The 24,863-nt window shown below is 64.3% G+C and carries 23 protein-coding genes and 1 pseudogene; 13 read left to right on the top strand and 11 right to left on the bottom strand.

Features of this window, described 5'->3' with window-relative positions; translation table 11 throughout:
- Positions 1-65: 65 nt before the first annotated feature.
- The 6 genes and pseudogenes from LFT43_RS19925 (at position 66) to LFT43_RS19900 (ending at position 8,316) form a co-directional block, all read left to right on the top strand.
- Positions 66-563, top strand: coding sequence for a recombinase family protein (locus LFT43_RS19925; protein WP_395799836.1), 498 nt, complete (start codon positions 66-68; stop codon positions 561-563).
- A gap of 9 nt (positions 564-572) precedes the next feature.
- Positions 573-846: pseudogene (locus tag LFT43_RS19920) on the top strand (recombinase family protein); the annotation flags it as partial.
- Positions 847-1,421: 575 nt separating this feature from the next.
- A complete protein-coding gene (locus LFT43_RS19915; RefSeq protein WP_395799834.1) occupies positions 1,422-2,630 on the top strand; it encodes a Re/Si-specific NAD(P)(+) transhydrogenase subunit alpha in 1,209 nt (402 codons plus the stop codon).
- The gene (locus LFT43_RS19910; RefSeq protein ID WP_395803183.1) at positions 2,630-2,971 is read left to right on the top strand and encodes an NAD(P) transhydrogenase subunit alpha; all 342 of its coding nucleotides are present in this window, start codon (positions 2,630-2,632) and stop codon (positions 2,969-2,971) included. Before LFT43_RS19915 ends, LFT43_RS19910 begins: the two co-directional genes overlap by 1 nt.
- On the top strand, positions 2,968-4,341 hold the full coding sequence (locus LFT43_RS19905) for an NAD(P)(+) transhydrogenase (Re/Si-specific) subunit beta (protein ID WP_395799832.1): 1,374 nt from the start codon (positions 2,968-2,970) through the stop codon (positions 4,339-4,341). Before LFT43_RS19910 ends, LFT43_RS19905 begins: the two co-directional genes overlap by 4 nt.
- Positions 4,342-4,587: 246 nt before the next feature.
- A complete protein-coding gene (locus LFT43_RS19900) occupies positions 4,588-8,316 on the top strand; it encodes a fibronectin type III domain-containing protein (protein WP_395799830.1) in 3,729 nt (1,242 codons plus the stop codon).
- A 14-nt stretch (positions 8,317-8,330) separates the two neighbouring features.
- Here LFT43_RS19900 and LFT43_RS19895 read toward each other — a convergent pair whose 3' ends face one another.
- Positions 8,331-10,022 (bottom strand): PucR family transcriptional regulator, encoded by a 1,692-nt coding sequence (locus LFT43_RS19895; protein ID WP_395799828.1) that lies wholly within the window; start codon positions 10,020-10,022, stop codon positions 8,331-8,333.
- A 127-nt stretch (positions 10,023-10,149) separates the two neighbouring features.
- Here LFT43_RS19895 and LFT43_RS19890 point away from each other — a divergent pair, with 127 nt between their 5' ends.
- From LFT43_RS19890 to LFT43_RS19870, 5 genes are read left to right on the top strand one after another with little or no spacing between them, the layout of a single operon-like run.
- The gene (locus LFT43_RS19890; protein WP_395799826.1) at positions 10,150-11,451 is read left to right on the top strand and encodes an alpha-hydroxy-acid oxidizing protein; all 1,302 of its coding nucleotides are present in this window, start codon (positions 10,150-10,152) and stop codon (positions 11,449-11,451) included.
- On the top strand, positions 11,448-12,395 hold the full coding sequence (locus LFT43_RS19885) for an ABC transporter substrate-binding protein (protein ID WP_395799824.1): 948 nt from the start codon (positions 11,448-11,450) through the stop codon (positions 12,393-12,395). Before LFT43_RS19890 ends, LFT43_RS19885 begins: the two co-directional genes overlap by 4 nt.
- Before the next feature lie 12 nt (positions 12,396-12,407).
- Entirely contained in the window at positions 12,408-13,331 is a 924-nt protein-coding gene (locus tag LFT43_RS19880) for an amino acid ABC transporter permease (protein WP_395799822.1), read from the top strand.
- Entirely contained in the window at positions 13,328-14,092 is a 765-nt protein-coding gene (locus tag LFT43_RS19875) for an amino acid ABC transporter ATP-binding protein (protein ID WP_395799820.1), read from the top strand. The genes LFT43_RS19880 and LFT43_RS19875 overlap by 4 nt, the downstream gene beginning before the upstream one ends.
- 50 nt (positions 14,093-14,142) lie before the next feature.
- Positions 14,143-14,523 (top strand): RidA family protein, encoded by a 381-nt coding sequence (locus tag LFT43_RS19870; protein WP_395799818.1) that lies wholly within the window; start codon positions 14,143-14,145, stop codon positions 14,521-14,523.
- Here the strand turns inward: LFT43_RS19870 and LFT43_RS19865 are convergent.
- From LFT43_RS19865 to LFT43_RS19855, 3 genes are all read right to left on the bottom strand, one after another.
- Entirely contained in the window at positions 14,520-14,954 is a 435-nt protein-coding gene (locus LFT43_RS19865; protein WP_395799816.1) for an SRPBCC family protein, read from the bottom strand. The two genes, LFT43_RS19870 and LFT43_RS19865, sit on opposite strands and share 4 nt — an antisense overlap.
- A gap of 87 nt (positions 14,955-15,041) precedes the next feature.
- Positions 15,042-15,341 (bottom strand): hypothetical protein, encoded by a 300-nt coding sequence (locus LFT43_RS19860; RefSeq protein WP_395799814.1) that lies wholly within the window; start codon positions 15,339-15,341, stop codon positions 15,042-15,044.
- A gap of 94 nt (positions 15,342-15,435) precedes the next feature.
- On the bottom strand, positions 15,436-16,089 hold the full coding sequence (locus LFT43_RS19855) for a hypothetical protein (protein ID WP_395799812.1): 654 nt from the start codon (positions 16,087-16,089) through the stop codon (positions 15,436-15,438).
- A gap of 357 nt (positions 16,090-16,446) precedes the next feature.
- On the opposite strand from LFT43_RS19855, the gene LFT43_RS19850 reads away from it, so the two are divergent.
- Positions 16,447-17,505: an iron ABC transporter substrate-binding protein gene (locus LFT43_RS19850; RefSeq protein ID WP_395799810.1), complete on the top strand. Its 1,059-nt coding sequence runs from the start codon at positions 16,447-16,449 to the stop codon at positions 17,503-17,505.
- A gap of 79 nt (positions 17,506-17,584) precedes the next feature.
- On the opposite strand, the gene LFT43_RS19845 is transcribed toward LFT43_RS19850, so the two are convergent.
- From LFT43_RS19845 to LFT43_RS19835, 3 genes are all read right to left on the bottom strand, one after another.
- Positions 17,585-18,358: an SDR family NAD(P)-dependent oxidoreductase gene (locus LFT43_RS19845; RefSeq protein ID WP_395799808.1), complete on the bottom strand. Its 774-nt coding sequence runs from the start codon at positions 18,356-18,358 to the stop codon at positions 17,585-17,587.
- A gap of 27 nt (positions 18,359-18,385) precedes the next feature.
- A complete protein-coding gene (locus LFT43_RS19840) occupies positions 18,386-19,738 on the bottom strand; it encodes an MFS transporter (protein WP_395799806.1) in 1,353 nt (450 codons plus the stop codon).
- Positions 19,739-19,944: 206 nt separating this feature from the next.
- Positions 19,945-20,652: a FadR/GntR family transcriptional regulator gene (locus tag LFT43_RS19835; RefSeq protein ID WP_395799804.1), complete on the bottom strand. Its 708-nt coding sequence runs from the start codon at positions 20,650-20,652 to the stop codon at positions 19,945-19,947.
- A gap of 229 nt (positions 20,653-20,881) precedes the next feature.
- Between LFT43_RS19835 and LFT43_RS19830 the strand changes: the two genes are divergently transcribed.
- Positions 20,882-21,085 carry a cold-shock protein gene (locus tag LFT43_RS19830; RefSeq protein WP_035743560.1) on the top strand — a complete coding sequence of 68 codons (204 nt, stop codon included), beginning with the start codon at positions 20,882-20,884 and terminating at the stop codon, positions 21,083-21,085.
- Between the two features lie 12 nt (positions 21,086-21,097).
- Here LFT43_RS19830 and LFT43_RS19825 read toward each other — a convergent pair whose 3' ends face one another.
- The 4 genes from LFT43_RS19825 to LFT43_RS19810 are packed head-to-tail and all read right to left on the bottom strand — an operon-like array spanning position 21,098 to position 24,778.
- Positions 21,098-21,835 carry an aspartate/glutamate racemase family protein gene (locus LFT43_RS19825; RefSeq protein ID WP_395799801.1) on the bottom strand — a complete coding sequence of 246 codons (738 nt, stop codon included), beginning with the start codon at positions 21,833-21,835 and terminating at the stop codon, positions 21,098-21,100.
- An 8-nt stretch (positions 21,836-21,843) separates the two neighbouring features.
- Positions 21,844-23,286: an amidohydrolase family protein gene (locus LFT43_RS19820; protein ID WP_395799799.1), complete on the bottom strand. Its 1,443-nt coding sequence runs from the start codon at positions 23,284-23,286 to the stop codon at positions 21,844-21,846.
- Complete coding sequence (locus tag LFT43_RS19815; RefSeq protein ID WP_395799797.1) at positions 23,286-24,098, bottom strand: aspartate/glutamate racemase family protein; 813 nt, start codon at positions 24,096-24,098, stop codon at positions 23,286-23,288. The genes LFT43_RS19820 and LFT43_RS19815 overlap by 1 nt, the downstream gene beginning before the upstream one ends.
- Positions 24,095-24,778, bottom strand: a complete 684-nt coding sequence (locus tag LFT43_RS19810; protein WP_395799795.1) for a GntR family transcriptional regulator — start codon at positions 24,776-24,778, stop codon at positions 24,095-24,097. The genes LFT43_RS19815 and LFT43_RS19810 overlap by 4 nt, the downstream gene beginning before the upstream one ends.
- Between the last annotated feature and the right edge of the window lie 85 nt (positions 24,779-24,863).

Raw genomic sequence — 24,863 nt, 5'->3', positions numbered from 1 at the left:
GCGATTCACACTCCACCCACACTCAAGACCTGACCGCCCAGCGGGATGCTCTCGCGGCCGCCGGCGTGGACCCCGACGCAATCTACGTCGACCACGGATTCACCGGAACTAAGCGTGAACGGGCCGGGCTGGGCAAAGCACTGGCCGCGTGCAGGAACGGGGACACTCTGGTGGTGAGCAAGCTCGACCGCCTTGCGCGTTCCCTGCCTGATGCCAGGGACATCGCTGAAGAGCTCACCCGTAAAGGTGTGGCCTTGAACCTTGGTGGCAGTATCTACGACCCCCACGACCCTGTGGGAAAGCTGCTATTCAACGTCCTGGGCATGGTTGCCGAGTTCGAAGCCGACCTTATCCGTGCCAGGACTCGGGAGGGAATGGCGGTGGCAAAGGCCAAGGGCCGGCTCCGGGGTAAGAAGCCAAAGCTCTCGAAAGCCCAAGAGACTCATCTGGTCAGCCTCCACCGAAAAGGAGCGCACACGACGAGCGAGATCGCGGAACTCTTTGGCGTCGCCCGCTCCACGGTCTACCGGGCCGTTCACCGCGCAGCGCCAGACTCACCATAGAGATGACAAATATCGCTGCGAAAAAACCGCCATTTATTGCTGCGATTCACACCGGAGGACACCGCCGTCGTATGGCGGGTGGACAGGCTCGGCCGATCCTTGATCGATGTCTTGAACCGTGAACCTGCTGCGGGAACGCGGTGTGCACTTGAGGTCCATCTCGGACGGGATTGACCCCATAACAACGTTGGGCCGCCTCATGCTGAACATGCTCGAGACCCTTGCTGAGTACGAACGTGAGTTGATCGTCGAACGCGCTAACGTAGGCATCGCGGCAGCCCGCGAAACCCTACTCATCGGCACCTGACCGCCCCAACGCCCGGAACAACGCTGAGCCAACAGTTATACGCTCTCAACATGAGGAAGACCGGCGACGGGCGAAAACGGTTGGAGCCTCGGATGACTCGCGGCTCTATCTCGGCTACCTGCTCCGCGTTCGCAGAAACGATGCGCCGTTCTGGGCCGAGGAAGAGGCCCGCCGGGCAGATTGGGACCGCAGGGGAAGGCAACTGTAGCGCAGCCAATCTCTCCAGCCCGCTAAAAAGGTTCGAGTTGCTGCCCAAAAATAGGTGAACGAGAACGTTTCATCTACGAGTCATCGCAATTGTCGCTAGCGGGTGGTACCGGAGGTCTCTGCGACTCGCGGTACGGACCCTTGAGGGTTACACGTCGGTCGTGCCGAGCCGTGGCCGTTACCAACCTCGGCCGACGCCACCGAAGGGACGCGGCAATTGCGGGCCCTTCCCAAGGGGTACGCTGCTCCCGGCACGTCGTCGCCTACTCCCGCCCGGGCCTTCCGCGTCCTAGACTCAAGCCAACAACGGCTCGGGGCAATGGGGTTTCGGGAAGGGAACGCGGGTGAAACTTGGCATAGCGCGGGAACGCCTGGACGGTGAACGGCGGGTTGCTGCGACACCCGAGACTGTCACGCAGTTGGCAGGACTGGGGCTGGATGTCTTCGTCGAAAGCGGAGCCGGAACGGCCGCAGGTCACAGCGATGACGACTACCGCAAGGCGGGCGCCCTCATCGTTCCCGCCCTGGATCTCGCAGGACTGGACGTCTACGCGCACGTCCGTCCCCTCGGGCCCGCGACGGCGGCCGCGCTGCGCCGGGGCGCGGTCACCGTGGGCCTGGCCTCGCCGTCGTCGGAACTTCCCACCGTCCGCGCGCTCGCTGAAGCGGGCGTGACGTCCTTCGCGCTTGAGCTGGTGCCTCGCATTTCCCGCGCACAGTCCATGGACGCACTCACGTCCCAGGCCCTCGTGGCCGGGTACCGCTGCGTGCTCGAGGCGGCCATGCGCCTGCCGCGCTTCTTCCCTCTGTACATGACAGCCGCCGGAACCATCCCCCCGGCCCGCGTACTGGTGTTGGGCGCCGGCGTGGCGGGTCTGCAGGCCATCGGCACCGCGAAGAGGCTGGGTGCACGCGTTTCCGCCAACGACATCCGGCCGGCGTCGGCGGACGAGGTCGCCTCCATGGGCGGCACCTTCATCAAGCTCGACGTGGAGACGGCGGAGGCGTCCGGCGGTTACGCGCGCGAGCTCAGCGCTGATCGAGGTGCCTTGCAGCGCCAACTGCTCGCACCGCACGTCGCCCAGGCAGACGTGCTCATCACGACGGCGGCCGTCCCCGGACGGCGGGCCCCGCTCCTGGTGAGCCGCGAGATGGTTCAGCACATGCGCCCAGGCTCGGTGGTGGTCGACCTCGCCGCTGAATCCGGCGGAAACGTGGAAGGCTCGGTGCCCGGCATGGATCTCCAGATCCCGACGGCGGACGGCCAAGGCACGGTCACCCTCGTGGGGATGAAGGATGTGGCCTCCGCGATGCCTGCGGATGCCTCGCGCCTCTACGCGAAGAACGTCGCCAATCTGCTGGTCCTCATGACTTGTGATGGAGCCGTTGTTCCGGACTTCGGCGATGAGGTGGTGGCGGGTGCGTGCCTGACGCACGACGGCGAGGTGCGGCACGGTCCGACGGCCGAGGCTCTTGAGGCGCTCTCCGCCGAGACGGCAGAATCAGTGGGCTCCGCAGGTTCCGTGGGCTCCGCGAACGAGGGGGTTTCATGATGGACGGCATCGCCCTGCTCACCATCACCGTGTTGGCGGTGTTCGTCGGCTTCGAGGTGGTTTCCAAGGTCTCGAGCACACTGCACACGCCCTTGATGTCCGGCGCCAACGCCATTCACGGGATCATCTTGGTGGGCGCCATCATCGTTGCCGGGCAGGCCTCGGACCCGTGGGTTCTCGCGGTGGCCTTGCTCGCCGTCGTCCTCGCCACCGCCAACCTGGTGGGAGGCTTCGTGGTGACCGACCGCATGCTTGAGATGTTCCGCGGACGCAAACGCGTGGCACCCCCGGGCAGGGAGCCCGAGGCCTTAAAGCCCGAGGCGAAGGAGGGCACGCGATGACCCTCATCGATCCGGTGTGGACCTCGCTCCTCTACCTCGCGGCCGCCGTGTGCTTCATCCTCGCGCTCAAGGGACTGAATTCTCCGCGCACCGCCCGGCGCGGCAATTTGGTGGGCGCCTTCGGTGCTGCGCTCGCGGTCGCCACGGTTTTCTTCTCGGTCAAGATGGACAACGTTCCCTGGATCCTGGCCGCGATGGTGGTCGGTTCGGGAGTGGCCGCGCCTGTCGCGCGACAGGTCAAGATGACCCAGATGCCGCAACTCGTGGCGGTGTTCAACGGCGTGGGCGGTGGTGCCGCGGCGCTCGTGGCACTCCTGGAACTCGTGCACACGGAGGATCACTGGGTTCGTGTGGCCATTGTCTTCACGCTGCTGGTGGGGGCGGTGTCGTTCGCGGGTTCCGCGATTACGTTCTCTAAACTCCAGGAGCTTATGACCACCCGCCCGGTGGTGTTCCCTGGCCTTCCGACCCTCATGGGGGCGGTACTGCTCGCGGCGGTGGGTGCCGCCGTCGCCGTCGTTTTCAGTGGTTCCCTCGCGCTCGCGCTGGTGCTCTTGCTGCTGGGACTGGCCGCCGGCCTGCTGCTCGTGTTGCCCGTAGGCGGCGCGGACGTGCCGATCGTCATCTCGCTGCTGAACGCCTTCACCGGCCTGGCCGTGGCGGCCTCGGGCCTGGTGCTCGGCAATGTGCTGTTGGTGGTGGCGGGCACGCTGGTTGGCGCCTCGGGCACCATCCTCACGAGAGCAATGGCCGCGGCCATGGGCCGCAGCGTTGCGGGAATCCTCTTCGGCGCGTTCAAGGGGGGTTCGACGGCGGGGTCGACGGCGGTGAGCGACCGTCCCGTCCGTTCCTCCAGCCCGGAAGACGTCGCGGTGCTTCTTGGCTACGCACAACGGGTCATCATCGTTCCAGGCTACGGGCTCGCGGTAGCCCAGGGGCAGCACACGGCCGCGGAACTGGCCCTCGCACTCGAGGCGCGGGGCATCGATGTGGATTTCGCGATCCACCCGGTGGCAGGACGGATGCCGGGGCACATGAACGTCCTGCTTGCCGAAGCGAACGTGCCTTATGAGTCGCTCAAGGAAATGGGCGAGATCAACGCGGAATTCCGCACGGCCGACGTCGCACTGGTGGTTGGCGCGAACGACGTCGTCAATCCGGCCGCCAAGACCACCGCGGGTTCGCCGATCTACGGCATGCCCATCCTCGAAGTGGCCGACGCGCGCCAGGTGGTCTTCCTGAAGCGGTCCATGCGGCCGGGATTCGCGGGAATCGAGAACGAGCTCATGTACGAGCCGCAGACAACGCTGCTGTTTGGCGATGCCAAGGAATCCCTGGCCAAGGTGTTGAGCGCTGTTAAGGCGCTGTAGCTCGTTAACCAGCTCTAGAGTGTTCGCTGGCCCAGGGTGCTGCCCACCCGGGTGAAGCACACTCGCGACGCGGCCGGATGTGGCGCCGTAAGGTCAGCGCAGGTCTTGTGGGGGAGTACCCCATCCCTGACCGGTTGCTCCGGCTTCGAATGGACGGTGAGTGTTGTGGGCAAATTCTCGACGCGAAAGAGGGCGGCGACGCGGCGGCTCGGGACCCTTTGGGGCGCCCTTGGAGCATGTGCGGCGATGGTCCTGGCACTACTCAGCGGTTTTGCTTTGCCGGCCCATGCGGCCGCTAACACCGTCATCACGCTCACTTTCGACGACGGCAATGCCGACCAGATGACTGCCGCAGCCACCATGAAGAACCTCGGATTGCACGGTACCTTCTTCGTGCCGTCCGGGTGGGTCGATCAACCGAGCTATTTCACCTCGGCGAACTTGCAGCAACTCTACGCCGACGGCAATGAGATTGCCGGGCACACCGTCACTCACCCTGACCTGGTCACCTTGACCTCGGATGAAGTGACGCGCCAAGTATGCAACGGCAGGGTTGCCCTGGCCAACATGGGCTTCAAGGTCACCAGTTTTGCTTACCCTTTTGCTTCCTTGGACCCAGCAGTGCAGACCATTGTGAAGAATTGCGGGTTCAACAGTGCGCGCGGGCTCGGGGACCTTTATAGCAAGGACGATCCGGGGCTCCCGGCCGCGGAATCCATCCCGCCTGCCAATCCCTATGACACCAAGGCGCCGGAAGAGGTGGACAGCACGTGGACGCTGGCCAACCTCGAAGATTCCGTGACCAAAGCCCAGGCGGCTGGCGGTGGCTGGGTTCAGCTCACCTTCCACCACATCGCTGTAGGAACCGATCCGACCCTTACTATCAGCCCTGATTTGTTCAGCCAATTCACGTCCTGGCTCGCGCAGCAACAGACGGCGGGCAGCGTTGCCGTGAAGACTGTTGACCAGGTAATCGGTGGCGCCGTCCAGCCGCTCGTCTCAGGCCCTCCCGTGCCCCCGCCGCCTCCCCAGGGGACCAACATGATCCAAAACCCGAGCCTGGAGACGCTCACCAGCGGGATTCCGCTGTGCTGGGCAGCGGGTGGATTCGGCACCAACACACCCAGCTACTCAGTGGTCTCGCCTGGCCACACGGGCAATAACGCGGAACAGCTGACAATGAGCGGATACGTCAGCGGTGACGCCAAGCTCCTGCCTGCCCTGGACCTGGGCGGCTGCTCACCCACGGGCACTCCCGGCCATGTCTATCAGCTCAGTGCTTGGTACAAATCCAATGTCATCACCCAATTCGAGGTCTATTACCGCACCGGAACGGGGTACTGGACCTACTGGACGGCGAGCCCGTTGTTCAACGCAAGCAGCAACTGGACCCAGATAACGTGGACCACGCCGGCGCTTCCGGCAGGTGCCTCGGGTATCAGCTACGGACTGAACATCCAATCCAACGGTTCGATCACGACGGACGACTACTCGATGATCGACGTCACTCAGGCCGCCGCGACGGCGCCCGCGGCACCAAGCGGGGTGACCGCGACGGCCGGCAACGCCTCGGCAACCGTGTCCTGGACGGCGCCGGCCAACGGTGGTTCGGCGATCACCTCCTACACGGTGACGCCCTCTTCCGGTGGCACGGCTTTGGCGCCGGTGACGGTGACGGGTAACCCGCCCGCGACGACGGCTACTGTCACGGGTCTGACGAACGGCACCGCCTACACGTTCACGGTGACGGCGACGAACGCGATCGGCACGTCCCCGGCGTCGGCGGCCTCGGCAGCGGTCACCCCTGCGGCGGCGGCGACGGCGCCTGCGGCCCCGACCGGGGTGAGTGCGTCGGCGGGGAACGCGTCCGCGACGGTGTCCTGGACGGCGCCTGCCAATGGCGGTTCTCCGATTACTTCGTATACGGTGACGCCGTCCTCCGGTGGCACGGCTTTGGCTCCGGTGACGGTGTCCGGTAACCCGCCCGCGACGACGGCGAGCATCACTGGGTTGACGAACGGGACGGCGTACACGTTCACGGTCACCGCCACCAACGCCATCGGCACCTCCCCGGCATCGGCGGCCTCGGCCCCGGTCACCCCGACAGGAACGACCACGTCAACCATTGCCAACGGCGGCTTCGAGTCCGGGCTGACGGGCTGGACCACCGGGGGCGTCAAAGCACCCGTGGCCTCCACCACCGCGCACACCGGCACCGGCTCGGCGCTCCTGGGCCTGGCGTCGGGCACGGAGCCCCTGGGTGACAGCAGCCTGTCCCAGACCATCACCGTCCCGGCCACCGGAACATCCACCCTGTCCTTCTGGTACCAGCCCCACACCGCAGACGACACCTGCACCGGCACCACCTGCCAGTACGACTGGATGGAAGCCCAGGTCCGCTCCACCACCGGCACCACCCTGGCCAGCCTGTTCAAGCTCAGCAGCAACTCCGGCACCTGGACCCAGCTCAGCGCCGACCTCTCCGCCTACAAAGGCCAGACCATCACGCTCTGGTTCAACGTCCACCTCGACGGCTCCAGCCCGGCCGACGACACCTGGATGTACCTCGACGACGTCACCCTCACCAACGGCCAAACCACCGCGACGGCCCCAGCCGCCCCCACCGGGGTAACAGCCACCGCCGGGAACGCCTCGGCAACCGTGTCCTGGACGGCACCGGCAAACGGCGGCTCTCCGATCACCTCCTACACGGTCACCCCGCACGCAGGGGCCACCACCCTGGCCCCGGTCACCGTCACCGGCAACCCGCCCGCCACCACGGCCACTGTCACGGGCCTGACGAACGGCACCGCGTACACCTTCACGGTCACCGCCACCAACGCGATCGGCACCTCCCCGGCGTCGGCGGCCTCGGCCCCGGTCACCCCGACGGCGGCCGCGACGGCACCTGCGGCCCCCGCCGGGGTAACAGCCACCGCCGGGAACGCCTCGGCAACCGTGTCCTGGACGGCACCGGCCAACGGCGGCTCCGCGATCACCTCCTACGCGGTCACCCCGCACGCAGGGGCCACCACCCTGGCCCCGGTCACCGTCACCGGTAACCCGCCCGCCACCACGGCCACTGTCACGGGCCTGACGAACGGGACCGCGTACACCTTCACGGTCACGGCCGCCAACGCGATCGGCACCTCCCCGGCGTCGGCGGCCTCGGCCCCGGTCACCCCGACGGCGGCCGCGACGGCACCTGCGGCCCCCACCGGGGTAACAGCCACCGCCGGGAACGCCTCGGCAACCGTGTCCTGGACGGCCCCGGCCAACGGCGGCTCCGCGATCACCTCCTACGCGGTCACCCCGCACGCAGGGGCCACCACCCTGGCACCGGTCACCGTCACCGGTAACCCGCCCGCCACCACGGCCACTGTCACGGGCCTGACGAACGGCACCGCGTACACCTTCACGGTCACGGCCACCAACGCGATCGGCACCTCCCCGGCATCGGCGGCCTCGGCCCCGGTCACCCCGACAGGAACGACCACGTCAACCATCACCAACGGCGGCTTCGAATCCGGACTGACGGCCTGGATCACCGGGGGCGTCAGGGCGCCCGTGGCCTCCACCACCGCCCACACCGGCACCGGCTCGGCGCTCCTGGGCCTGGCATCGGGCACGGAACCCTTGGGAGACAGCAGCCTGTCCCAGACCATCACCGTCCCGGCCACCGGAACATCCACCCTGTCCTTCTGGTACCAGCCCCACAGCGCAGAAGACCCCTGCACCGGCAACGCCTGCCCGTACGACTGGATGGAAGCCCAGGTCCGCTCCACAAGCGGCACGGTCCTCGGCAGCCTGTTCAAGCTCTGCAACAACAACGGCACCTGGACCCAGCTCAGCGCCGACCTCTCCGCGTACAAAGGCCAGACCATCACGCTCTGGTTCAACGTCCACCTCGACGGCTCCAGCCCGGCCGACGACACCTGGATGTACCTCGACGACGTCACCCTCACCAACGGGTGAACAGTCCGCCCTTCCTAATCGGACGCGGTTTGCGCTGCCGGCCATTCAGCGTCATCCGCGAGGTCCATGGTTGTGAGCCGCAGCCACAACCAGAGCCGCTTCTGCGGGTCGTCCAGATCGAGGTCAAAGTCCTTGGCCAAGCGTGAGATCCGGTAGCGAACGGTGTTGTTGTGCACGTGGAGGCGGGCTGCCATCGCGGAGATGTTGCCTTTCGAGATCATGTAGGCCCGCAGGGTGTCTAGGTAGTCGGTCTGCTGTTCGGAATCGTAGGCCTGGATTTTTGCGATGTCGTCGAGGTCGGCAAATCCGTTCTCGCGGATGAATGCCCCGATCTTCCGGAGATTCAGCGGGATCCTGTAGTCCTCGAACAGCCCCACGGAGGGGACGGCCGCGCCTGGGGCATCCGTCTTGGCCGATTTTTGATGCAGCAGGTATTGGAGTGTTTGCAGGGCTTCCGATCTGGATCCAGGCAGTTCCTCTACGCTGGCTGCGATGCCGCCGACGGCCGCGATGAGCGGATAGGAGCTGATGGTGTGGGCGTACGCGCTGATTTCCTGGACCACGCGCCGATGGATTGCCCTTGAAGGAGCCCCGGTGGAGGGAAGAAGTGCATACACCACCGAGTCAATGAGGGCGCTGTGGCTGGTGTTGAACTGCACGTTGCAGACGGTGGTCACCAAGTGCAGCAGCCGGTGGATCTCACGCACCGACTCCAGGCTCCCTGTTTCGGGCCGAACGATGGAAAAGGCCGCGACGGCGAGCCCGCCGGAGGATTCGAGCCCGAGTTGAGCCGCGGCGAAGGGAGCATGTCCGGGGTCCTCCATGAGGGTCCGGATCAGGTCCCCGTTCCGGCGTTCGCCGAAATCGGATGCCGAGCGGGCGTGGAGCATGTGCAGTCCGGCCAGCGGCGCCATTCTGTCGAGGGCCTCCAAAGCTGCCTCCCGTCTGTCTGCGCCCGGGTCGATGATCCAGATCGAGCCGAGCAGTTCGCCGCCGGCCCTCACGGCAAGGGCCAGCCTGGCCATCTCATCATCGATTGCGGGGATCAGGACCGCACCGGCGGCTGCGTAGACGATCTTGAAGTCTGCATCGAACGCCGGTGGTCTGATCTCCTGCAACGAGAGGGTGGTGACGCGCCGGAGCTCGTCAATGGGCTGGCCCGGCAGCGTTGAGTAACCGAGGATCCTGCCGAGGGGATCGACGATGCTGGCCGCGCCATTGGTGATGGATGCGGCGGCGTTGGCAAAAGCGTAGAGGTCCCCGAGACGGACCCCGGACACGGAATCCGCAGCCCCGCCTACGACGGATGCCCTAGCCAGTGCCACAAGCCGCGTCCAGTCGGTGTTATCCGGCGCGATGAGGACGGCTAGGTCGTGGCGGATCGCTGCCGATCGTAGCTCCTCCAGAGGCGTTCCATGGGCCTTGACGATCACTGCAGCTGCGTTGCTGTTCGAGGCCCGGTGAAGCAGTTGGTCAAAATCCGGCGAACCGCACGCAAGCCCGACGGCGAGGATGATCCGGCCATCAATGTTGGTCCACTCGTCCATGGGGTCATACATGAGTACGTCCGAGACGGGATGGCCGAGGTTGTCCGGGGTGGGATTCGCGTGAACGAGATCGGCCTGCATGAGCTGGATGCAGTCGGACAATCGCACGACGGCCGCCTGGAGATCGGGCTCACCTTGGCGCCCTTCCTTCGTATCCATGGTTGGAAGATATCACAAGCTGCTGGCAAATCTTATGGAGGAATCAACATGTAGAAGGGGAGAGATCTACATCACCATTGAGGGAAGGTGCCGAAACGGATTTCCCGCAAAAACAAAGGAACAGAAAATGAGATTCAAGGACATCAGGGCGCTGGCCTCCGTGCAGGGACCGGCCCGGTCCGTGTCGGAGCGGCTGTCCCGGCGTTGCTACAGCGTTGACGACATGCGGAAACTGGCCGCGAAACGCCTTCCCGGAAGCGTGTTCGATTACATCGAGGGCGGCGGCGAGGACGAGGTCTCCCTGAGGCGCAACAGGTCATCCTTCGATGACTGGGCCTTCCTCCCGAAGTGGGGCTCGGTGGAGCATCTGGACCTTCGTTCAACGCTCTTGGGCGGTCCGGTAGCGATGCCGCTGACGCTATCGCCCACCGGCGGCACCCGGCTCTTCCATCCCGACGGCGAGACCGCCGTCGCCCGCGCGGCACTGGAAGCTGGCGTCCCCTACGGACTGGCGCACCTCAGCACGACCACCATGGAGGATGTCAGCGCAGCCACTCCAGGCCTTCGGCGATGGTTCAATATCGAGCCCACCGCGGACAAGGGCCTCCTGCAGGCCGTCCTGGACCGGGTCTCGAACGCAGGCTATGAGGCGCTCCTCGTCAACGTCGACTGCCGGGCCATTGGCCACCGGGAGCGTGACTACCGCAACGGATTCACTGCGCCACCGTCGATCAAGCCCAAGACCATCATCGAAGGGGCGTTGCACCCCCGCTGGGCCCTTGGATTCCTGGTCAACGATGCGATCGCCTTCCCAAACCTCGACGCCGAAATTCCCGACGGCCCGCTCACCAGCAGCCCTGACATGTGGCGGACGCTACTGGCAGGATCCTACGAACCGACGGACTGGGACGACATCCGGGACCTGAGGTCTCGCTGGAACGGGCCCATCATCCTCAAAGGCGTGGTCAACACCCAGGATGCCGTCATCGCCGCCGAACTCGGTATCGACGCCATCCAGGTCAGCAACCACGGCGGCCGGCAACTGGACCACATGGCCTCGCCGCTGGACGTCCTTCCCGACATTGCCGAGAAGACGGCCGGCCAGCTTGAAATAATCGTCGACGGCGGCATCCGCCGCGGCTCCGACGTCGTCAAGGCTATCGCCCTCGGCGCCGACGCCTGCTCCATCGGCCGCCCCTACCTCTACGGACTGGCAGCGGCCAGCCAAGCAGGCGTCGCACACGTTTTGAAACTGTTTGCCGCGGAAATGACGCGCACCATGATGCTCCTCGGAGTCTCCACGATCCCGGAACTTCGAGAAGAAGGCCGTGGCCTGATCCGGCACCGCAACGAAGCGTTTCCAGGCATCACCCTCACCACAAACCCCGAGGCCCAGATGGCCTACGCAGAAACGAGATCCTCCCGATGAAATCCCCAACCATCAACTCCCGCACGAAACGCTCACGACTCGGTGTCCCTGCCGCCCTCGCAACGGCAGCGCTGTTGCTGGCCGTCACTGCATGCGCGCCAACAACATCCACCGCTTCGGCAGCATCGCCGGGCGGGACGGCAGGGCAGGACGCGAGCGTCTCCGCACTCGAGGTCAACCAGGCCGCAGCGCAGCTACTGCCGGAATCCATCAAAGCGACGAAGGTCCTGCGCGTGGCCATCCCCACCAACGAGCCGCCCACCCAGTTTTACCGGGAGGGTACGCAGGAGATGACGGGGGCCAATCCCGACGTCGCACGCCTGATCGGCCAGGCGCTCGGAGTGAAGGTCGAAATCCAGGTGGCCAATTTTGATTCCATCATCCCGGGGATCGCTGCCGGACGGTATGACATGACCGTCTCCTCGATGACCCCGACGGCGGAGCGCATGAAGGTGCTTGATTTCGTTGACTACATGCAGATGGGCAGCACCGTCGCCGTCGCGAAAGGCAACCCGCTGGGGCTCAGTGAAAAGTCCCTCTGCGGCAAGAAGGTGGGCGTCCTGACCGGGTCCTACCAGCTCACGGTCGATGTCCCCGATTTCGACACGACGTGCACGGACGGCGGCGAGGACAAGATCCAGACAAACGAGTTCCAGGACACACGGCAGGCCATCTCGGCACTGACCAGTGGACGGCTCGACGCCGTGTTGGCGGATTCACCCATCCTGAACTTCGCCGCCACCCAGAACCCGCAAATCGAGATCGCGGCCAAGTACGGCTTCGCACCGGTGGGGGTCGGCATGCCGAAGGACTCCGGCCTGGTCAAGTCCGTCTCCGCCGGCCTCAACTCCGTGATCAAGAGCGACGCCTACCTCAAGGTCCTTGGGAAGTACGGCCTCGAATCCAGTGCCATTACCGACGCTCGCGTCAACTTCGCCCAATAAAAGGTGACCATCATGCAGCAACACTCCATCCCCGAAATCACGCAGGACGCGCCGACCGCGCCGAGTGATTCAATCCCCGTGGTGCCGCTCAGGCACCCGGTGCGCCTCGCCATCGCGATCGTCCTCATTCTCGTCGCGTTCAGTGCCGCGTGGGACGTGGCGGTAAACCAGCGGTACCACTGGGACGTCGTCGTCTCCTATCTCTTCGCTCCGCAGATCATCACGGGGGCCGGGCTCACGATCCTCCTCACTGTGGTGTCGATGAGTGTCGGCATCGCCCTGGGTACAGTCCTGGCGATCATGCGGCTTTCGGCGAACCCGATCGTGAACACTATCAGCCGGGCCTACATCTGGTTCTTCCGCGGCACACCGCTGCTCGTGCAGCTGATCTTTTGGTACAACATTGCCGCCTTGTATCCGGTGATCGCGTTCGGGCTGCCTTTCGGAGGCCCGTCCGTAGTGCTCGGATCGGCGAACGTGCTCGTTTCTCCCCTCGGCGCAGCCCTGCTGGGGCTGTCCCTGAACGAGGCCGCCTACATGGCCGAGATCATCCGGGGCGGCATCGGATCCGTGGACAAGGGTCAATACGACGCCGCCCGGGCCCTTGGAATGAACGGCAGCAAACTCATGAGCCGGGTCATCCTGCCGCAGGCGATGCGGGTGGTTCTCCCGCCGACCGGGAACCAGGTCATTTCGATGCTCAAAGGCACTGCCCTAGTCAGCGTCCTGGCCATCTCGGACCTGCTCTATTCGGCGCAGATCATCTACGCCAACAACTACCAGACCATCCCGCTGCTCATCGTCGCGAGCCTCTGGTACCTGCTCATGACAACCATCCTGAGCTTCTTCCAAACCAAACTCGAACGACGGTATGGCCGCGGCTTCGACGCTGCACCGCGACGGACGCGCCGGCTAAAGACAAGGACAGCACGATGAGTACCGCAATGGTGGAGGCCCAAGGAGTCCGCAAGAGCTTCGGCTCGACGGAAATCCTCAAGGGCATTGATCTGAAAGTTGAACGAGGCTCCGTAACTTGCCTCATCGGTCCGTCCGGCTCGGGAAAAACCACCTTCCTCCGGTGCATCAACCACCTGGAAAAGGTCGACGCCGGCCGCCTGTACGTCGACGACCATCTGGTCGGTTACTCCGAGCGGAACGGACGCCTCTACGAAATGAAGGAACGGCAGACTGCCCGTTCCCGACTGACCGCGGGGATGGTCTTCCAACGCTTCAATCTCTTTCCACACATGACCGTGCTGGAAAACGTCGTGGAAGCGCCGATACACGTCCTCCGCCGTCCCCGGAACGAAGTGGTCGAGGAAGCGCAGGCCTTGCTGGACCGGGTAGGGCTTGGGAACAGGGGACATTCCTACCCCCAGGAACTTTCCGGCGGGCAACAGCAGCGGATCGCAATTGCACGTGCACTGGCCATGAAACCCAAGCTCATGCTGTTCGACGAACCAACATCGGCGCTGGACCCGGAGCTTGTTGGCGAAGTGCTCGACGTCATGAAGTCCCTGGCCGAAGCCGGGATGACCATGGTGGTGGTCACCCACGAACTCGGCTTTGCACGCCAAGTCAGCGACCAAGTGGTCTTCATGGACCGGGGCGTGGTTGTTGAAAGCGGCAGGCCTGAGGACGTCCTGGGCAACCCGCAACACGAACGCACCCAGGCGTTTCTCTCCAAGGTCCTCTAAGACATCAGCAATCCCGGCCTTCGCGCCGGTCCCCGAAAGGAACCAGTCCAATGCTTCGACAGCAGGTAAGCACCGACCTCGCCCCTAGCCCGGCCGGGCCCTACTCCCAGGCAATCGTTGCCAACGGCTTCCTCTACACAGCTGGCCAAACACCGCACGACCCCACCACCGGGGATACCGTGGGAACCACCATAGAAGAGCAGACGCTCCAGGCCATGAACAACTTGGGCGCGGTCTTGGACGCGCACGGGCTGGAATTCTCCGACGTCGTCAAAGCAACGGTGCACCTGCACCATCCGGGGAGGGACTTCGCGGGATTCAACGCCATCTACGAAAAGTTTGTCGAAAACCCGTACCCGGCCCGGACTACGGTGGGTTCGTTCCTGGGCGATTTTCTCGTCGAAATCGACGCTGTCGCTGTCGTGCCCTAGCTGGCCTCGAGGATCTTCTTGAGGTTCTCCAGGTCCTTGCGCATGGCCATGCGCATCATTGGCGCCATGACGATGCCCGCCAGCGCGGAGAACCCGGAGGGCTCGCCCGTGTTGCGAAGGGTCATGCGAGTGCCGCCGTCCTCATCGGACCAAATGTAGGTGGTCCGCATCGGGAAAGGACCTTGGCTGGTACGCATGGTGAGTTTCTCGCCCGGAACGAGCTCGGTGAATTCGTAGACATAGTCTAGATTGCGGCCCAGGAATCGCGCAGTGAAGGCAACCCGGGATCCGACAGCCAAGGGCCGGGGAGTCTGCCACTGTGCAGATCGTATGTTCACATACCAAACTGGCGCATTATCCGGGTTGGAAGCATAGCTCGCTACGATCTCACGAGGCCGCTGGATGAGTATTTCGGTCTGGACATGCACCATGGTTGTTCCTCCGCGGGGGGTGTGGCCTTCCAGTCAAAGAGTACGTGGTGGCTGCGAACCTAACTCGCGGCCACCACGCTGCTGCTTTCAGACACCGAGGCACTCACTGACCTGCAGCGTTCCGCCGCGGCCAATGAAGGGGTGCTCCGCGAGCAAGGCGCGGACGGCGTCGAGCGACTCGGCCTGGATGATTGAGTAACCGGCTATCTCGACGGCGGGAGCGGGGTCGCCCGACGCCAGCTGGGCGACGAAGTTGACCGGGGCGCCGGGGTCGGTGACTGCGCCGCCTGTGGTTTCGACCCAAGCCCGGAAGGCCTCCCGGCCGGCCTCCATCATCTCCGGGGTCGGGTGGCCCATGCCGTGGTAGGTAACGAGGAACTTTGCCATTTCTAGGACTCCTGGGTGGTGTTGGGTGCCGCGGACACGGCGCTTCACAACTATCGCAGAACGCCTACCGGCCGGTAACCCACATTGAAGGAACTCAAGGCAAACTGTCAGAAACGTCGGCACGGTGGCCGGCCTCGCGCCGGTGGGGTTCAATCTCCACGTAATAGATCACCCCGGCACCTAGGGTGCGGAAGGGGTGTGTCGCGTGGCGGATTGGCCGGTAGTCGTGTCCGAAGGGGTCGCGCACCGTTGCCAGTTCGAGATGATCCAGCCCAGCGAGGAGGCGATCGACGTCCTTGAGCGTCTCCGGGTGCATCTCTTCTCCTCCCACGTCCAATACCCATGTTGAGTTGGCGGCTTGGATGGCGATTTCAAGGGTCAAGGTTTCAAATATTCCAGCCAGAAGGGCGTCCAAAGTGGTGGGGTAGAGGCGGAGCAATCGATGCGCCTTCGGGTCCCGGCGTCGGTTGTTCATCCATGCCTGGCATAGCCAGGTGAATTCCACGCGTCCGAACGAGGAACCCAACCTTAGCTTTCGGTCCTTCTCGAACGTCAAGCGGAAGTCGTTGCCCGCGCGGTCGAGAATACTGGCTGCTTCGTCAACGTACTCCAGGTCTTCGAGCATCGTAGCCTCGGACGGGTAGTACGTGAAATCACCTTGGTCATCGACCACGACGTAGTCTTGAGCGCCCGCGCCCGAAGGCTCGGCGTCGTGTGCCGTTCCCGTGTTGACGTCAATCCGTTTCATGGTGAGTTCAGCTCCTACGGAGGGTCGGCTCGAAGCCCGGATGGCGGGAGCTTCCACTCCTCATCAGATCACTAAACAGGGCGGCCGCCGCCCGTCTTAATGGTTTCCTTACGCCGATTGGCAGAGATTTAGCGCGCCCTTAACGGGTGGAAACAGCGGTGGTACTTCCGAGGGGATGCACAAAGGACCCGCCGCGGCGGGTTCTTTGTAACAGTCGACCTCAGCGTGTTCTGAATTACGCAACAATGGCATGTTGTTATTACAGTAAGGTTTGCCTTGCCTACTAAGGCGCTGCTTCTTCCCAACTGCATCTCCCCCAACTGTCCTGGTCCCGGCCGGGACCTCGAAAGGCCCCCCATGAAATTCGGCATCAAACCCGCTACGGCCCTTGCCGCCGCCACGGCCACGCTGCTGGCACTTTCGGCGTGCAGCGGCTCACCCACCGGAACCGCAACCGGTAGTTCCACATCCGGTGCGGTGGCATCCGGCGAGGGCATCGTCGTGTACAACGCGCAGCACGAAAACCTCACTGGCGCATGGGTGGACGCCTTCACCAAGGAAACGGGAATCAAGGTGACGCTCCGCAATGGCGACGACCTTGAAATGAGCAACCAGCTCACCGAGGAGGGCAAGAACTCTCCTGCGGACGTGTTCCTCACGGAAAACTCCCCGGCCATGGTCCGCATCGCTAGTGCCGGCTTGCTCGCCCCGGTAGATCAAGCAACCCTCAGCCAGGTCCCCTCGCAGTACCGGCCCTCAACCGGTGACTGGACGGGCATCGCCGCCCGCTCCACCGTGCTGGCCTACAACAAGGGCAAGCTCACTGCAGACAAGCTCCCCAAGTCCTTGATGGACCTCGCCGACCCCGCTTGGAAGGGGCGTATCGGCGCGTCCACCGGCGGAGCGGATTTCCAGGCCATCGTCAGCGCGATGCTCGCCCTAAAGGGAGAAGACGCAACCCAGAAATGGCTGGAGGCTGCGAAAAGCAACTTCAAGTCCTACAAGGACGACACTCCGGTGCTCGCCGCTGTGAACGCCGGCGAGGTCGACGCGGGAGTCCTGTACCACTACTACTCTTTCGTGGACCAGGCCCAGACTGGAGAGAACAGCAAGAACGTTGATCTCGAATACTTCAAGAACCAGGACCCTGGTGCGTTCGTCAGCGTCTCCGGCGGCGCTGTCCTGGCCTCGAGCAAGAAGCAGGCCCAGGCCCAGCAGTTCCTCAAGTTCATCACGGGCAAAGCGGGCCAGCAGGTCCTCCAGACCGGAGACTCCTTTGAATACACCGTTGGCTCCGATGTGCCGGCCAACTCAAAGCTTGTGCCGCTCAAGGATCTCCAGGCACCGGCGGTGGACCCCGCCAAGCTCAACAGCGAGAAGGTCACCGAGCTCATGACCAAGGTCGGGCTCCTTTAGACCCCTGGGACGCCAGGCCATCACCTCCAGTTGGTGGCCTGGCGTCCCTCATAGTCTTCTCTTGATGTTTTGTGAACGGTCAGGAGACCTGGAGGCCGCCGTTGATGTCGTACGTTGCTGCGGTGATGTAGCCGGCGTCCTCGCCGAGGAGGAAGCTCATGAGCGCTGCTACTTCCTCGCGGGTGCCTACTCTGCCCATCATGATGCCTTGGGACATTTCGGCTTTGCGTTCCTCGGTAAGGGTGCCGCCCATGATGTCGGTGTCAATGGGGCCGGGCGCGACGCAGTTGACGGTGATGCCGTGTTCGCCGACTTCGCGGGCCAGGGCGCGGGTGAAGCCGATGACGCCTCCCTTGGATGCGCTGTAGGCGACCTTGGAGAATGTGCCGCCGCCGCGCTGGGCCGAGATGGAGGAGATGCTGACGATGCGCCCGAGCTTGCGTTCGATCATGCCCTTGAGTACGGCTTGGCTGACCAGGAACGTGCCGCGCATATTGATGTCGAACACTCGGTCCCATCCCTCCACGGTCTCCTCCATGAACGGGGTGGGGTTGCTGATACCGGCGATGTTGGCCAGCCCGACGATCGGCGGCAGCTCCGCCTCCACCTGGGCGATTGCGGTGTCCACCGAGTCCTTGTCGGAGACGTCGGCGCCCAGCCCGATCGTCTGGACGCCGTGCTTTGCGGCGATCTCGTCGGCTGCTGCCTTCGCATCGACGCCGTTGATGTCCAGGATGGCCACGGCCCAGCCTTCGCTCGCCATGCGGTCCGCGGCAGCGCGGCCAATGCCACGGGTCGATGCGGCTCCGGTGAGGACAACTGTGCGGGCAGTGGGGAAATTGGTGGAGGTCATTGCTTGGTTTCCTTCGGTAGTGCTGGATCAGGAGGGGTCGGAAGGCTCAGCTGTTTGGGCAAGCGTGGCGTCGCCTTCGGGGCGTTTGCGTGCGTAAAGGTAGGTGGCTATGCCCGTGGCGGCCAGGCAGAGGGACAGGAAAACGAGGCCGCTCTGGTTGTTGCCTGTGGCGTCCTTCAGGAGGCCCACCGCGTAGGGGGCCACGAAGCCGCCGAGGTTGCCCAGGGAGTTGATCAGGGCAAGGCCTGAGGCTGCCGCAGCGCCGGTGAGTGCAGCCGAGGGCATGGACAGGAAAGGTGCGATGGCCCCGTAGATGCCCATGGCCGAGGCAATGAGGCCCACCATTGCGAGGAATGGGTTGACCGGGAGCAGGAAGCCGGCTGCAAGGAGGCCCGCGCCGGCGAGAATCATGCTGGCTGCGGTGTGCCATGCGCGCTTCCCGGTCTTGTCCGCGCGCTTGCTCCACCAGTACACGAACACCGCGGCGATGGCGTACGGAATGAAGACGATGAATCCGATTTCCGTCGTCGAGAACTTGCCAAGCGCCGAGACTATCGTGGGCATCCAGAGGCCCAGTCCGTAAATTCCACAGACCAGACCAAAGTACAGGGCGGAATATGCGAGGGTGCGCTTGTCCTTGAGTCCGGCCAGGAAGTTGTGGTGTCCGGACTTTGATTTGAGGGCAAGTTCCGCGTCCATGGTGTTGACGAGCCATTCGCGCTCGTCGTCTTTGAGCCATTTGGCGTCGCGAGGCCGGTCTGTCATGAGAATCGGGGTAAGAAGGCCCAGCAGGACGGCGGGGACGCCCTCAAGGATGTAGAGCCACTGCCAGCCGTGAAGGCCCATGACACCATCCATTTGCAGCAGCAAACCGGACACGGGAGCGCCGAGCGCGTTCGACAATGGCTGCGCGAGGATGAAGATCCCCAGCACGGTAACGCGCTGCGCGGCGGGGAACCATAGCGTCAGGTAGAACAGGATTGCGGGGAAGAATCCGGCCTCGGCCGCTCCCAGGAGGAAGCGGAGGATGTTGTAGCTGGACTCGCCGTTCACCAGTGCCATGGCGGCGGCGAGCAGGCCCCAGGTGATGAGGATCCGGGCCAGCCATTTACGCGCTCCGAATCGGTACATGCCCGCATTGCTGGGAACTTCGAGCAGCGCGTATCCGAGGAAGAAGATGCCGGCGCCGAGCCCGTAGGCGGCGGCGTTGAGGCCGATGTCCGCGCTCATGGTCAGCTTGGCGAAACCTACGTTGTTCCTGTCCAGGTACGCGACGAAGTACAGCAGCACGATGAGGGGCATGATGCGGCGGCGCACCTTGCGCAGCGTGTGTTCACCCAGTTCACCAAGGGCGGGGGAGCGCATCGTGAGGGAAGTCATCTTTGACCTTCTGTCTGTCGGATCCGCACCGGCAACTGCGCTCAGCGTGGAATCCAGGGGATGTGTGGGAGTCATTCGATTCATCTAAGTCAGATGTCAGACATCTGATATGACGAAAATCATACGATGCCGTGAACGGGGGGTCAATAGTCGGATCGAAATACAGTTCTCGCGTGGTGGCCTGGAATGCGGAGCTTCTGCCTGTGTCAGGGCTTGGTGCCGTGCACGTAGCGTTCGTAGTCTTCGTACGTCTGGTCCATGTGCTCGTCCATGACGCGTCGCGAGAGTTCGGCGTCGCCGGTGAGGATGCTGTCCAGCACGCGCTGGTGGTAGTCGATGGCGTGGAGCTGGATCTCAGGGACAGCGGAGGTTTCCCGCCGGGCCGCGTACAGAAGCTGGCCCAGCTGGGCGAAGAGTGCCCGGACAAATGGATTGCCGGAGGCCTTGAGCACGGCGTCGTGGAATCCGATGTCGGCCGCCACGAAGCGGTCCAGGTCACCTGCGGCGTGGGAGGTTTTCATGTCGGCAATGCACTGCCGCATCCGGTCCGCGTCCTCCGGGGAATGTCGCGTCGCTGCGAGGCCCGCCGCGCCGGTCTCCACCATCCGCCGCACCTCGATGAGGCCCACCGACACCTGGTCCGCGCCGCTTCCGTGGGAGGCGGCCTTGAAAATCGCGCCGAGCCCGGTCCAGGCATCGGCCGGGTTCACGAACGTGCCGCGGCCGGCCTTCACGTACAGGATGTTTTGTGCCCGCAGCGCCTTGAGCGCCTCACGCACAGTGAGTCGGCTGACCTCATAGGCGGCGGCGATATCCAGCTCGCTGGGGATCGCATCGTGGGGGCCGAGTTTCCCCTCCAGGATGTCATCGAGCAGCCCGTCGACAACATCGTCAACAAGTGTCTTGCGGCCCAAGGAGCATCCCGCCTTCGTTCGGTCTCGAAGACCAACATTACAGACAAGGCCTTCTCAGCGCCGGGGAGCAAGAAATCCTCAAGATTCGGCACGCCCGGGAACACCGAGACGCCCGAAGATCCTTGCGCCCCCGAACCCCGCACCGTAGGTTTGAGGAAGCGGACGTATGCGTCCGGGGGCATCGGGTTTGAAGCCGATGGTCAGTCAGATTCAGAGAAGGAACATGGCCGTGGCAACAGGTATTGTCAAATGGTTCAACGCCGAGAAGGGTTTCGGCTTCATTGCCCCCGACGACGGTTCGGCGGACGTCTTTGCCCACTACTCGGCGATCGCCTCGAGTGGGTACCGATCACTGGACGAGAATCAGCGGGTCCAGTTCGACGTCGTGCAGGGCCCGAAAGGCCCTCAGGCGGAGAACATCCAACCCCTGTGAAGCTAGGGCATTTTACCTAGGGAGTTCTGCCAGCAGCCGGCCCCACCTCGGCGCAAGCAAGGGGGCTCCTGCAAGCTTGAGGCAGTGCCACAACGTCACCGCTACGGAATCCAGCACCGGCACGCCGGTGGTTTCCTCTACCTCGGCGGTGATGTTGGCTCCGTAAAGGTTTGTGCACAAGTAAATGAGCGCATCCGGGTTCGCGGCAGCAAGTTCCAAGGACCCGGGCAGCATCTCCGCGTCCGTGACCCGCGCGAAGGATTCGTTGTTGATGAGGTCCAGGTGGCGGTGGTCCACCGTCATCAGTCCTTCGCGCGCGTAGGACTCTATGACCGCTTGATTGACGTCCCCGGTGTAGGGCGTGAACATGCCGATCCGCTCTGTGCCGAACGTTTTGAAGGCTTCAAGGTACGCCAGGGTGGACGTCGTGGCGGGGATTCCCGTGGCCTCCGTGATTTCCCGGACCAGCGCCTCGTCATGGGCGGCGCCGAGCCAGGAACCCGAGGTTCCGTTCCACGCGATGACGTCCACGTCCGCCGTCGCAAGCAATGCGGCAGCCTCCCGCATGATGGCAGAATCGAACTGCTTGTCCGAGGAATCATCCAGCGCAATCCTGGTGACCGGAATCCGTGTGAAGTGGATAGTGACGTCCTCCCGGTCACCGAGGATGCGGTAGCTCTGCGGCTCCAAGCAGGTATTGGACGACGGCACGATCATGCCGATGCGGGTAGGGCGGTGTGCTGAAGGCATGGAGGCTCCTAAGCAGAAACGGCGGTGGGAACGGACAGCGATTTTCGAACGGACAGAGCGTCGCGGTGAGCGGTGAAGCCGTCGCGGGGCACGAAACGGCCCACGGGGCCGGGATCGTGGAAACCGCCGTCGTCGATCACTACGCGTCCGGCGGAGACGACGACGGCGGGCCAGCCGCTCAGCGTCTTCCCTTCGAAAGGCGAGAAGTCAGTCCCCATGTGGAGGGCGCCGCCGTCGACCTCGCGTTCTTCGGCGGGATCAAAGACGACCAGATCGGCGTCGAACCCGACCGCGATGGCACCTTTGCGTGGCACGGCATTGATCCGCGCGGGACCCGCCGAGAAGACCTCTACGAAATCCTCCACGGAACTGCTGGACGCCATCGCCGTGAACGTGACGGGCATGCGAGTCTCGACTCCGGGCAGTCCGTGCGGCATGAATCGGACGTCGTCGGTGCGCTCGCGTTTCTGCGAAAGGTCGTAGCAGGAGTGGTCCGAGGACACAGTGTGGATGGCTCCTGCCGCGAGGCGTTCCTTCAGCGCGGCGACGGTTTCAGCGCTGCGCATGGGCGGGCAGCAGGCGTACCACTCCGGGAAATCGCTGCCGTAGACGGTGTCATCAAGCGTCAAGTAGTGCGGGCACGTCTCGGAGTAAGCCTCCTGGCCACGGTTGCGGGCCTCGCTGACAAGATCCACGGCGCCGGGGGTCGATTGATGCACAAAGTAGACGGGTGCTCCGGTGTACTCGGCCATGGCGAGGGTCTCTTTGACGGAGATTTCCTCGGCGAGTTCGGGCCGCGTGGAATGCAGGTGCTCGATGCCGATCCGGCCATCCGAGGCGTGCTGCTCGGTGCAGTCGGCAATGATGGGATCGTGCTCTGCATGGATATAGGTGAGCCCGTCCAGGCGCACCATTTCGCGCATGACCTTCAGGATGGTGTCGCCGTCGGCCATGGTGGAGCCGCGGTTGGTGGTGTACATCTTCACGGAACGGACGCCCTCCGCGGCGAGTTGCTCCAGCTGCCACGGCACGGTCTCGTCCCAGCTGACCACGGAACCGTGCAGCGCGACATCGCAGCGGGACTCGGCGGCCAGTCGCTTCTTGTTCAGGACGGCATCCAGCGGGAATTCCTGGGCGTCACGCGGAATACCGAAATCGATGATGGTTGTGGTGCCGCCCCATAGGGCCGCGGTGGAGGTGGTGCGGTAGCCGTCCAGGGTGCGGAAGCGGCCGGTCACTTGGGCCACATGGCAATGACCGTCGACGCCGCCCGGGATGACCAACTTGCCGGACGCGTCGATGACGCGGGAGGCGGCGGGGACCGGTTCCGCGGCGTCGATGAGCTGGGTGATGCGGCCGTCGTCAACCACGACATGGGCGGCCTGCCGGCCGAAGCTGTTGACCACGGTGCCGTGGGCGATGACGAGATCAGGAATGTTCACGGTGGTCACTACTTTCCGGCTGGGACGGCGGCGGCAGCAAGGGAAGTGCTGGCGGCGGCCTGGATGGCGGTCAGGGCGGCGTCGAGGTTTTCGGACAACCCCCGGCGGTGCTTGACCGGCGGCGGCGCAAAAGCGCCCTGGCGGTGGAAACCGGACTGCAGTGCCACCACCGCTTCGGTCATGCGGATGCCGGCGGAGATCCCGTCCACCACGGGCACGGGGATCTCGCCTTCAAGCTCGCGCGCTAGTCCCGCAAGGGGGGCACCTGCGAGGATGACGACGTCGGCCCCGTCCTCCGCGACGGCCTGCCGGCTCAGCGCCAGGAGGGTTTCCTTGAAGTCCTGTTGCACCGTGCCGATCCCGTTGAGGCTCTCGTTGATGGAACGGATCGAGGCGAGACGGCTTCCAAGTCCGAAGTGCTCCACGCAGTCCCGGTACCAAGCCGTGATGCGGTCCGAAATGGCGATGATTGAGAAGCGTTGTCCCTGTAGGGCCGCGGCGCAGAGGGCGGCCTCCGTGATGCCGATGACCGGCACGTCGGTGAGTTCTTTGAGCGCGGGCATTCCCGGATCACCGAATGCGGCCACCACGACGCCGTCTATGTGGTCCGCTGCCGGATCGCAACCGCAGTGCTCCGCGATGATTTCGGCGACGGCGCCCGCTGCGATAAGGGCTTCGAAACGAGTCTCGATGTATTCGACACCATGCCCGGCGGTCCGGACGATTAACTCGGTGTCCGTCCCCGCCGAGCGGCGGGCTTCGGCGTCGATCAGCGCAGTGACATCCTCGCTGATGTTGGGATTGATGACTAGCAATTTCATGTTCGTTTGCCTTGCGATTTGAGTTCGGTGGCGGGCTCGTTCTGGGGGAACTGCTCGCGGTACTTTCCAATGTGCGACGCCGATTGGGCCGCGGCGAGCTCGGGATCGCCGCTGGCGATGGCGGCGTACAGATCACGGTGCTCCTGGATCAGCTCCGGCAGGTCGTCAACGTGGCGGAAGAGCCAGTGCATACGACCTTGGAGTGGCTCCAGCGCGGTGCGGAGAAAGTCATTGTTGGCGACGGCCGTGATGGCATCGTGGAATTCGCTGTTGGCCCGGTGGGCCTCGAGGATTGAGCCTTTGGCGAGGAAGCGATCTGCATCGTCGAGGAGCCCGGCCAGGCGCTTGAGATCCTTGTCCGTGGCGCGGGCCGCGGCCAGGCGGCAAGCGAGTACTTCGAGGGACTGGCGGACGTCGAACAGATCCTCGACATCTTTGGGGCTCAGCCCCGCCACTTCCGAGCCGCGGGAGGCCCGGTCCTGGATGAGGCCTTCCTGCCGCAGCATGCGGAGGGCTTCCCGGATGGGCAGGCGCGACACGTTGAATTCGGCGGCGAGGTCCCGCTCCACCAACCGGGTGCCGGGCGCATAGTGACCCTCGAAGATTCGCGAACGGATGGTGTCCCGCACGGATTCCCGGAGGGGACGGTCCGTGGTGGGGGTTTCAGCTGCAATCAGCATGTTTGCTCCATTCGTGTTCTCTTGGGTCTTTGCGCCCGGCATACCCGGAGGCGTTCGGCCGCGCGGCGGTTCAGGACCGCACGGC

The organism is Arthrobacter sp. FW306-04-A (genome assembly GCF_044358315.1).
Classification (GTDB): domain Bacteria; phylum Actinomycetota; class Actinomycetes; order Actinomycetales; family Micrococcaceae; genus Arthrobacter.
Note: the sequence above shows the minus strand (reverse complement) of the source record. Positions and strands in the feature narration are given on the sequence as shown.

What these genes read in the sequence shown, in the direction of transcription:
- LFT43_RS19870 (WP_395799818.1), top strand. Translation starts at nt 14,143, where the DNA reads ATGCTTCGACAGCAGGTAAGCACCGACCTCGCCCCTAGCCCGGCCGGG.
- LFT43_RS19890 (WP_395799826.1), top strand. Translation starts at nt 10,150, where the DNA reads ATGAGATTCAAGGACATCAGGGCGCTGGCCTCCGTGCAGGGACCGGCC.
- LFT43_RS19845 (WP_395799808.1), bottom strand. Translation starts at nt 18,358, where the DNA reads ATGACCTCCACCAATTTCCCCACTGCCCGCACAGTTGTCCTCACCGGA.
- LFT43_RS19880 (WP_395799822.1), top strand. Translation starts at nt 12,408, where the DNA reads ATGCAGCAACACTCCATCCCCGAAATCACGCAGGACGCGCCGACCGCG.
- LFT43_RS19900 (WP_395799830.1), top strand. Translation starts at nt 4,588, where the DNA reads ATGGTCCTGGCACTACTCAGCGGTTTTGCTTTGCCGGCCCATGCGGCC.
- LFT43_RS19875 (WP_395799820.1), top strand. Translation starts at nt 13,328, where the DNA reads ATGAGTACCGCAATGGTGGAGGCCCAAGGAGTCCGCAAGAGCTTCGGC.
- LFT43_RS19860 (WP_395799814.1), bottom strand. Translation starts at nt 15,341, where the DNA reads ATGGCAAAGTTCCTCGTTACCTACCACGGCATGGGCCACCCGACCCCG.
- LFT43_RS19840 (WP_395799806.1), bottom strand. Translation starts at nt 19,738, where the DNA reads ATGACTTCCCTCACGATGCGCTCCCCCGCCCTTGGTGAACTGGGTGAA.
- LFT43_RS19910 (WP_395803183.1), top strand. Translation starts at nt 2,630, where the DNA reads ATGGACGGCATCGCCCTGCTCACCATCACCGTGTTGGCGGTGTTCGTC.
- LFT43_RS19895 (WP_395799828.1), bottom strand. Translation starts at nt 10,022, where the DNA reads ATGGATACGAAGGAAGGGCGCCAAGGTGAGCCCGATCTCCAGGCGGCC.
- LFT43_RS19815 (WP_395799797.1), bottom strand. Translation starts at nt 24,098, where the DNA reads ATGAAATTGCTAGTCATCAATCCCAACATCAGCGAGGATGTCACTGCG.
- LFT43_RS19885 (WP_395799824.1), top strand. Translation starts at nt 11,448, where the DNA reads ATGAAATCCCCAACCATCAACTCCCGCACGAAACGCTCACGACTCGGT.
- LFT43_RS19905 (WP_395799832.1), top strand. Translation starts at nt 2,968, where the DNA reads ATGACCCTCATCGATCCGGTGTGGACCTCGCTCCTCTACCTCGCGGCC.
- LFT43_RS19855 (WP_395799812.1), bottom strand. Translation starts at nt 16,089, where the DNA reads ATGAAACGGATTGACGTCAACACGGGAACGGCACACGACGCCGAGCCT.
- LFT43_RS19850 (WP_395799810.1), top strand. Translation starts at nt 16,447, where the DNA reads ATGAAATTCGGCATCAAACCCGCTACGGCCCTTGCCGCCGCCACGGCC.
- LFT43_RS19825 (WP_395799801.1), bottom strand. Translation starts at nt 21,835, where the DNA reads ATGCCTTCAGCACACCGCCCTACCCGCATCGGCATGATCGTGCCGTCG.
- LFT43_RS19865 (WP_395799816.1), bottom strand. Translation starts at nt 14,954, where the DNA reads ATGGTGCATGTCCAGACCGAAATACTCATCCAGCGGCCTCGTGAGATC.
- LFT43_RS19810 (WP_395799795.1), bottom strand. Translation starts at nt 24,778, where the DNA reads ATGCTGATTGCAGCTGAAACCCCCACCACGGACCGTCCCCTCCGGGAA.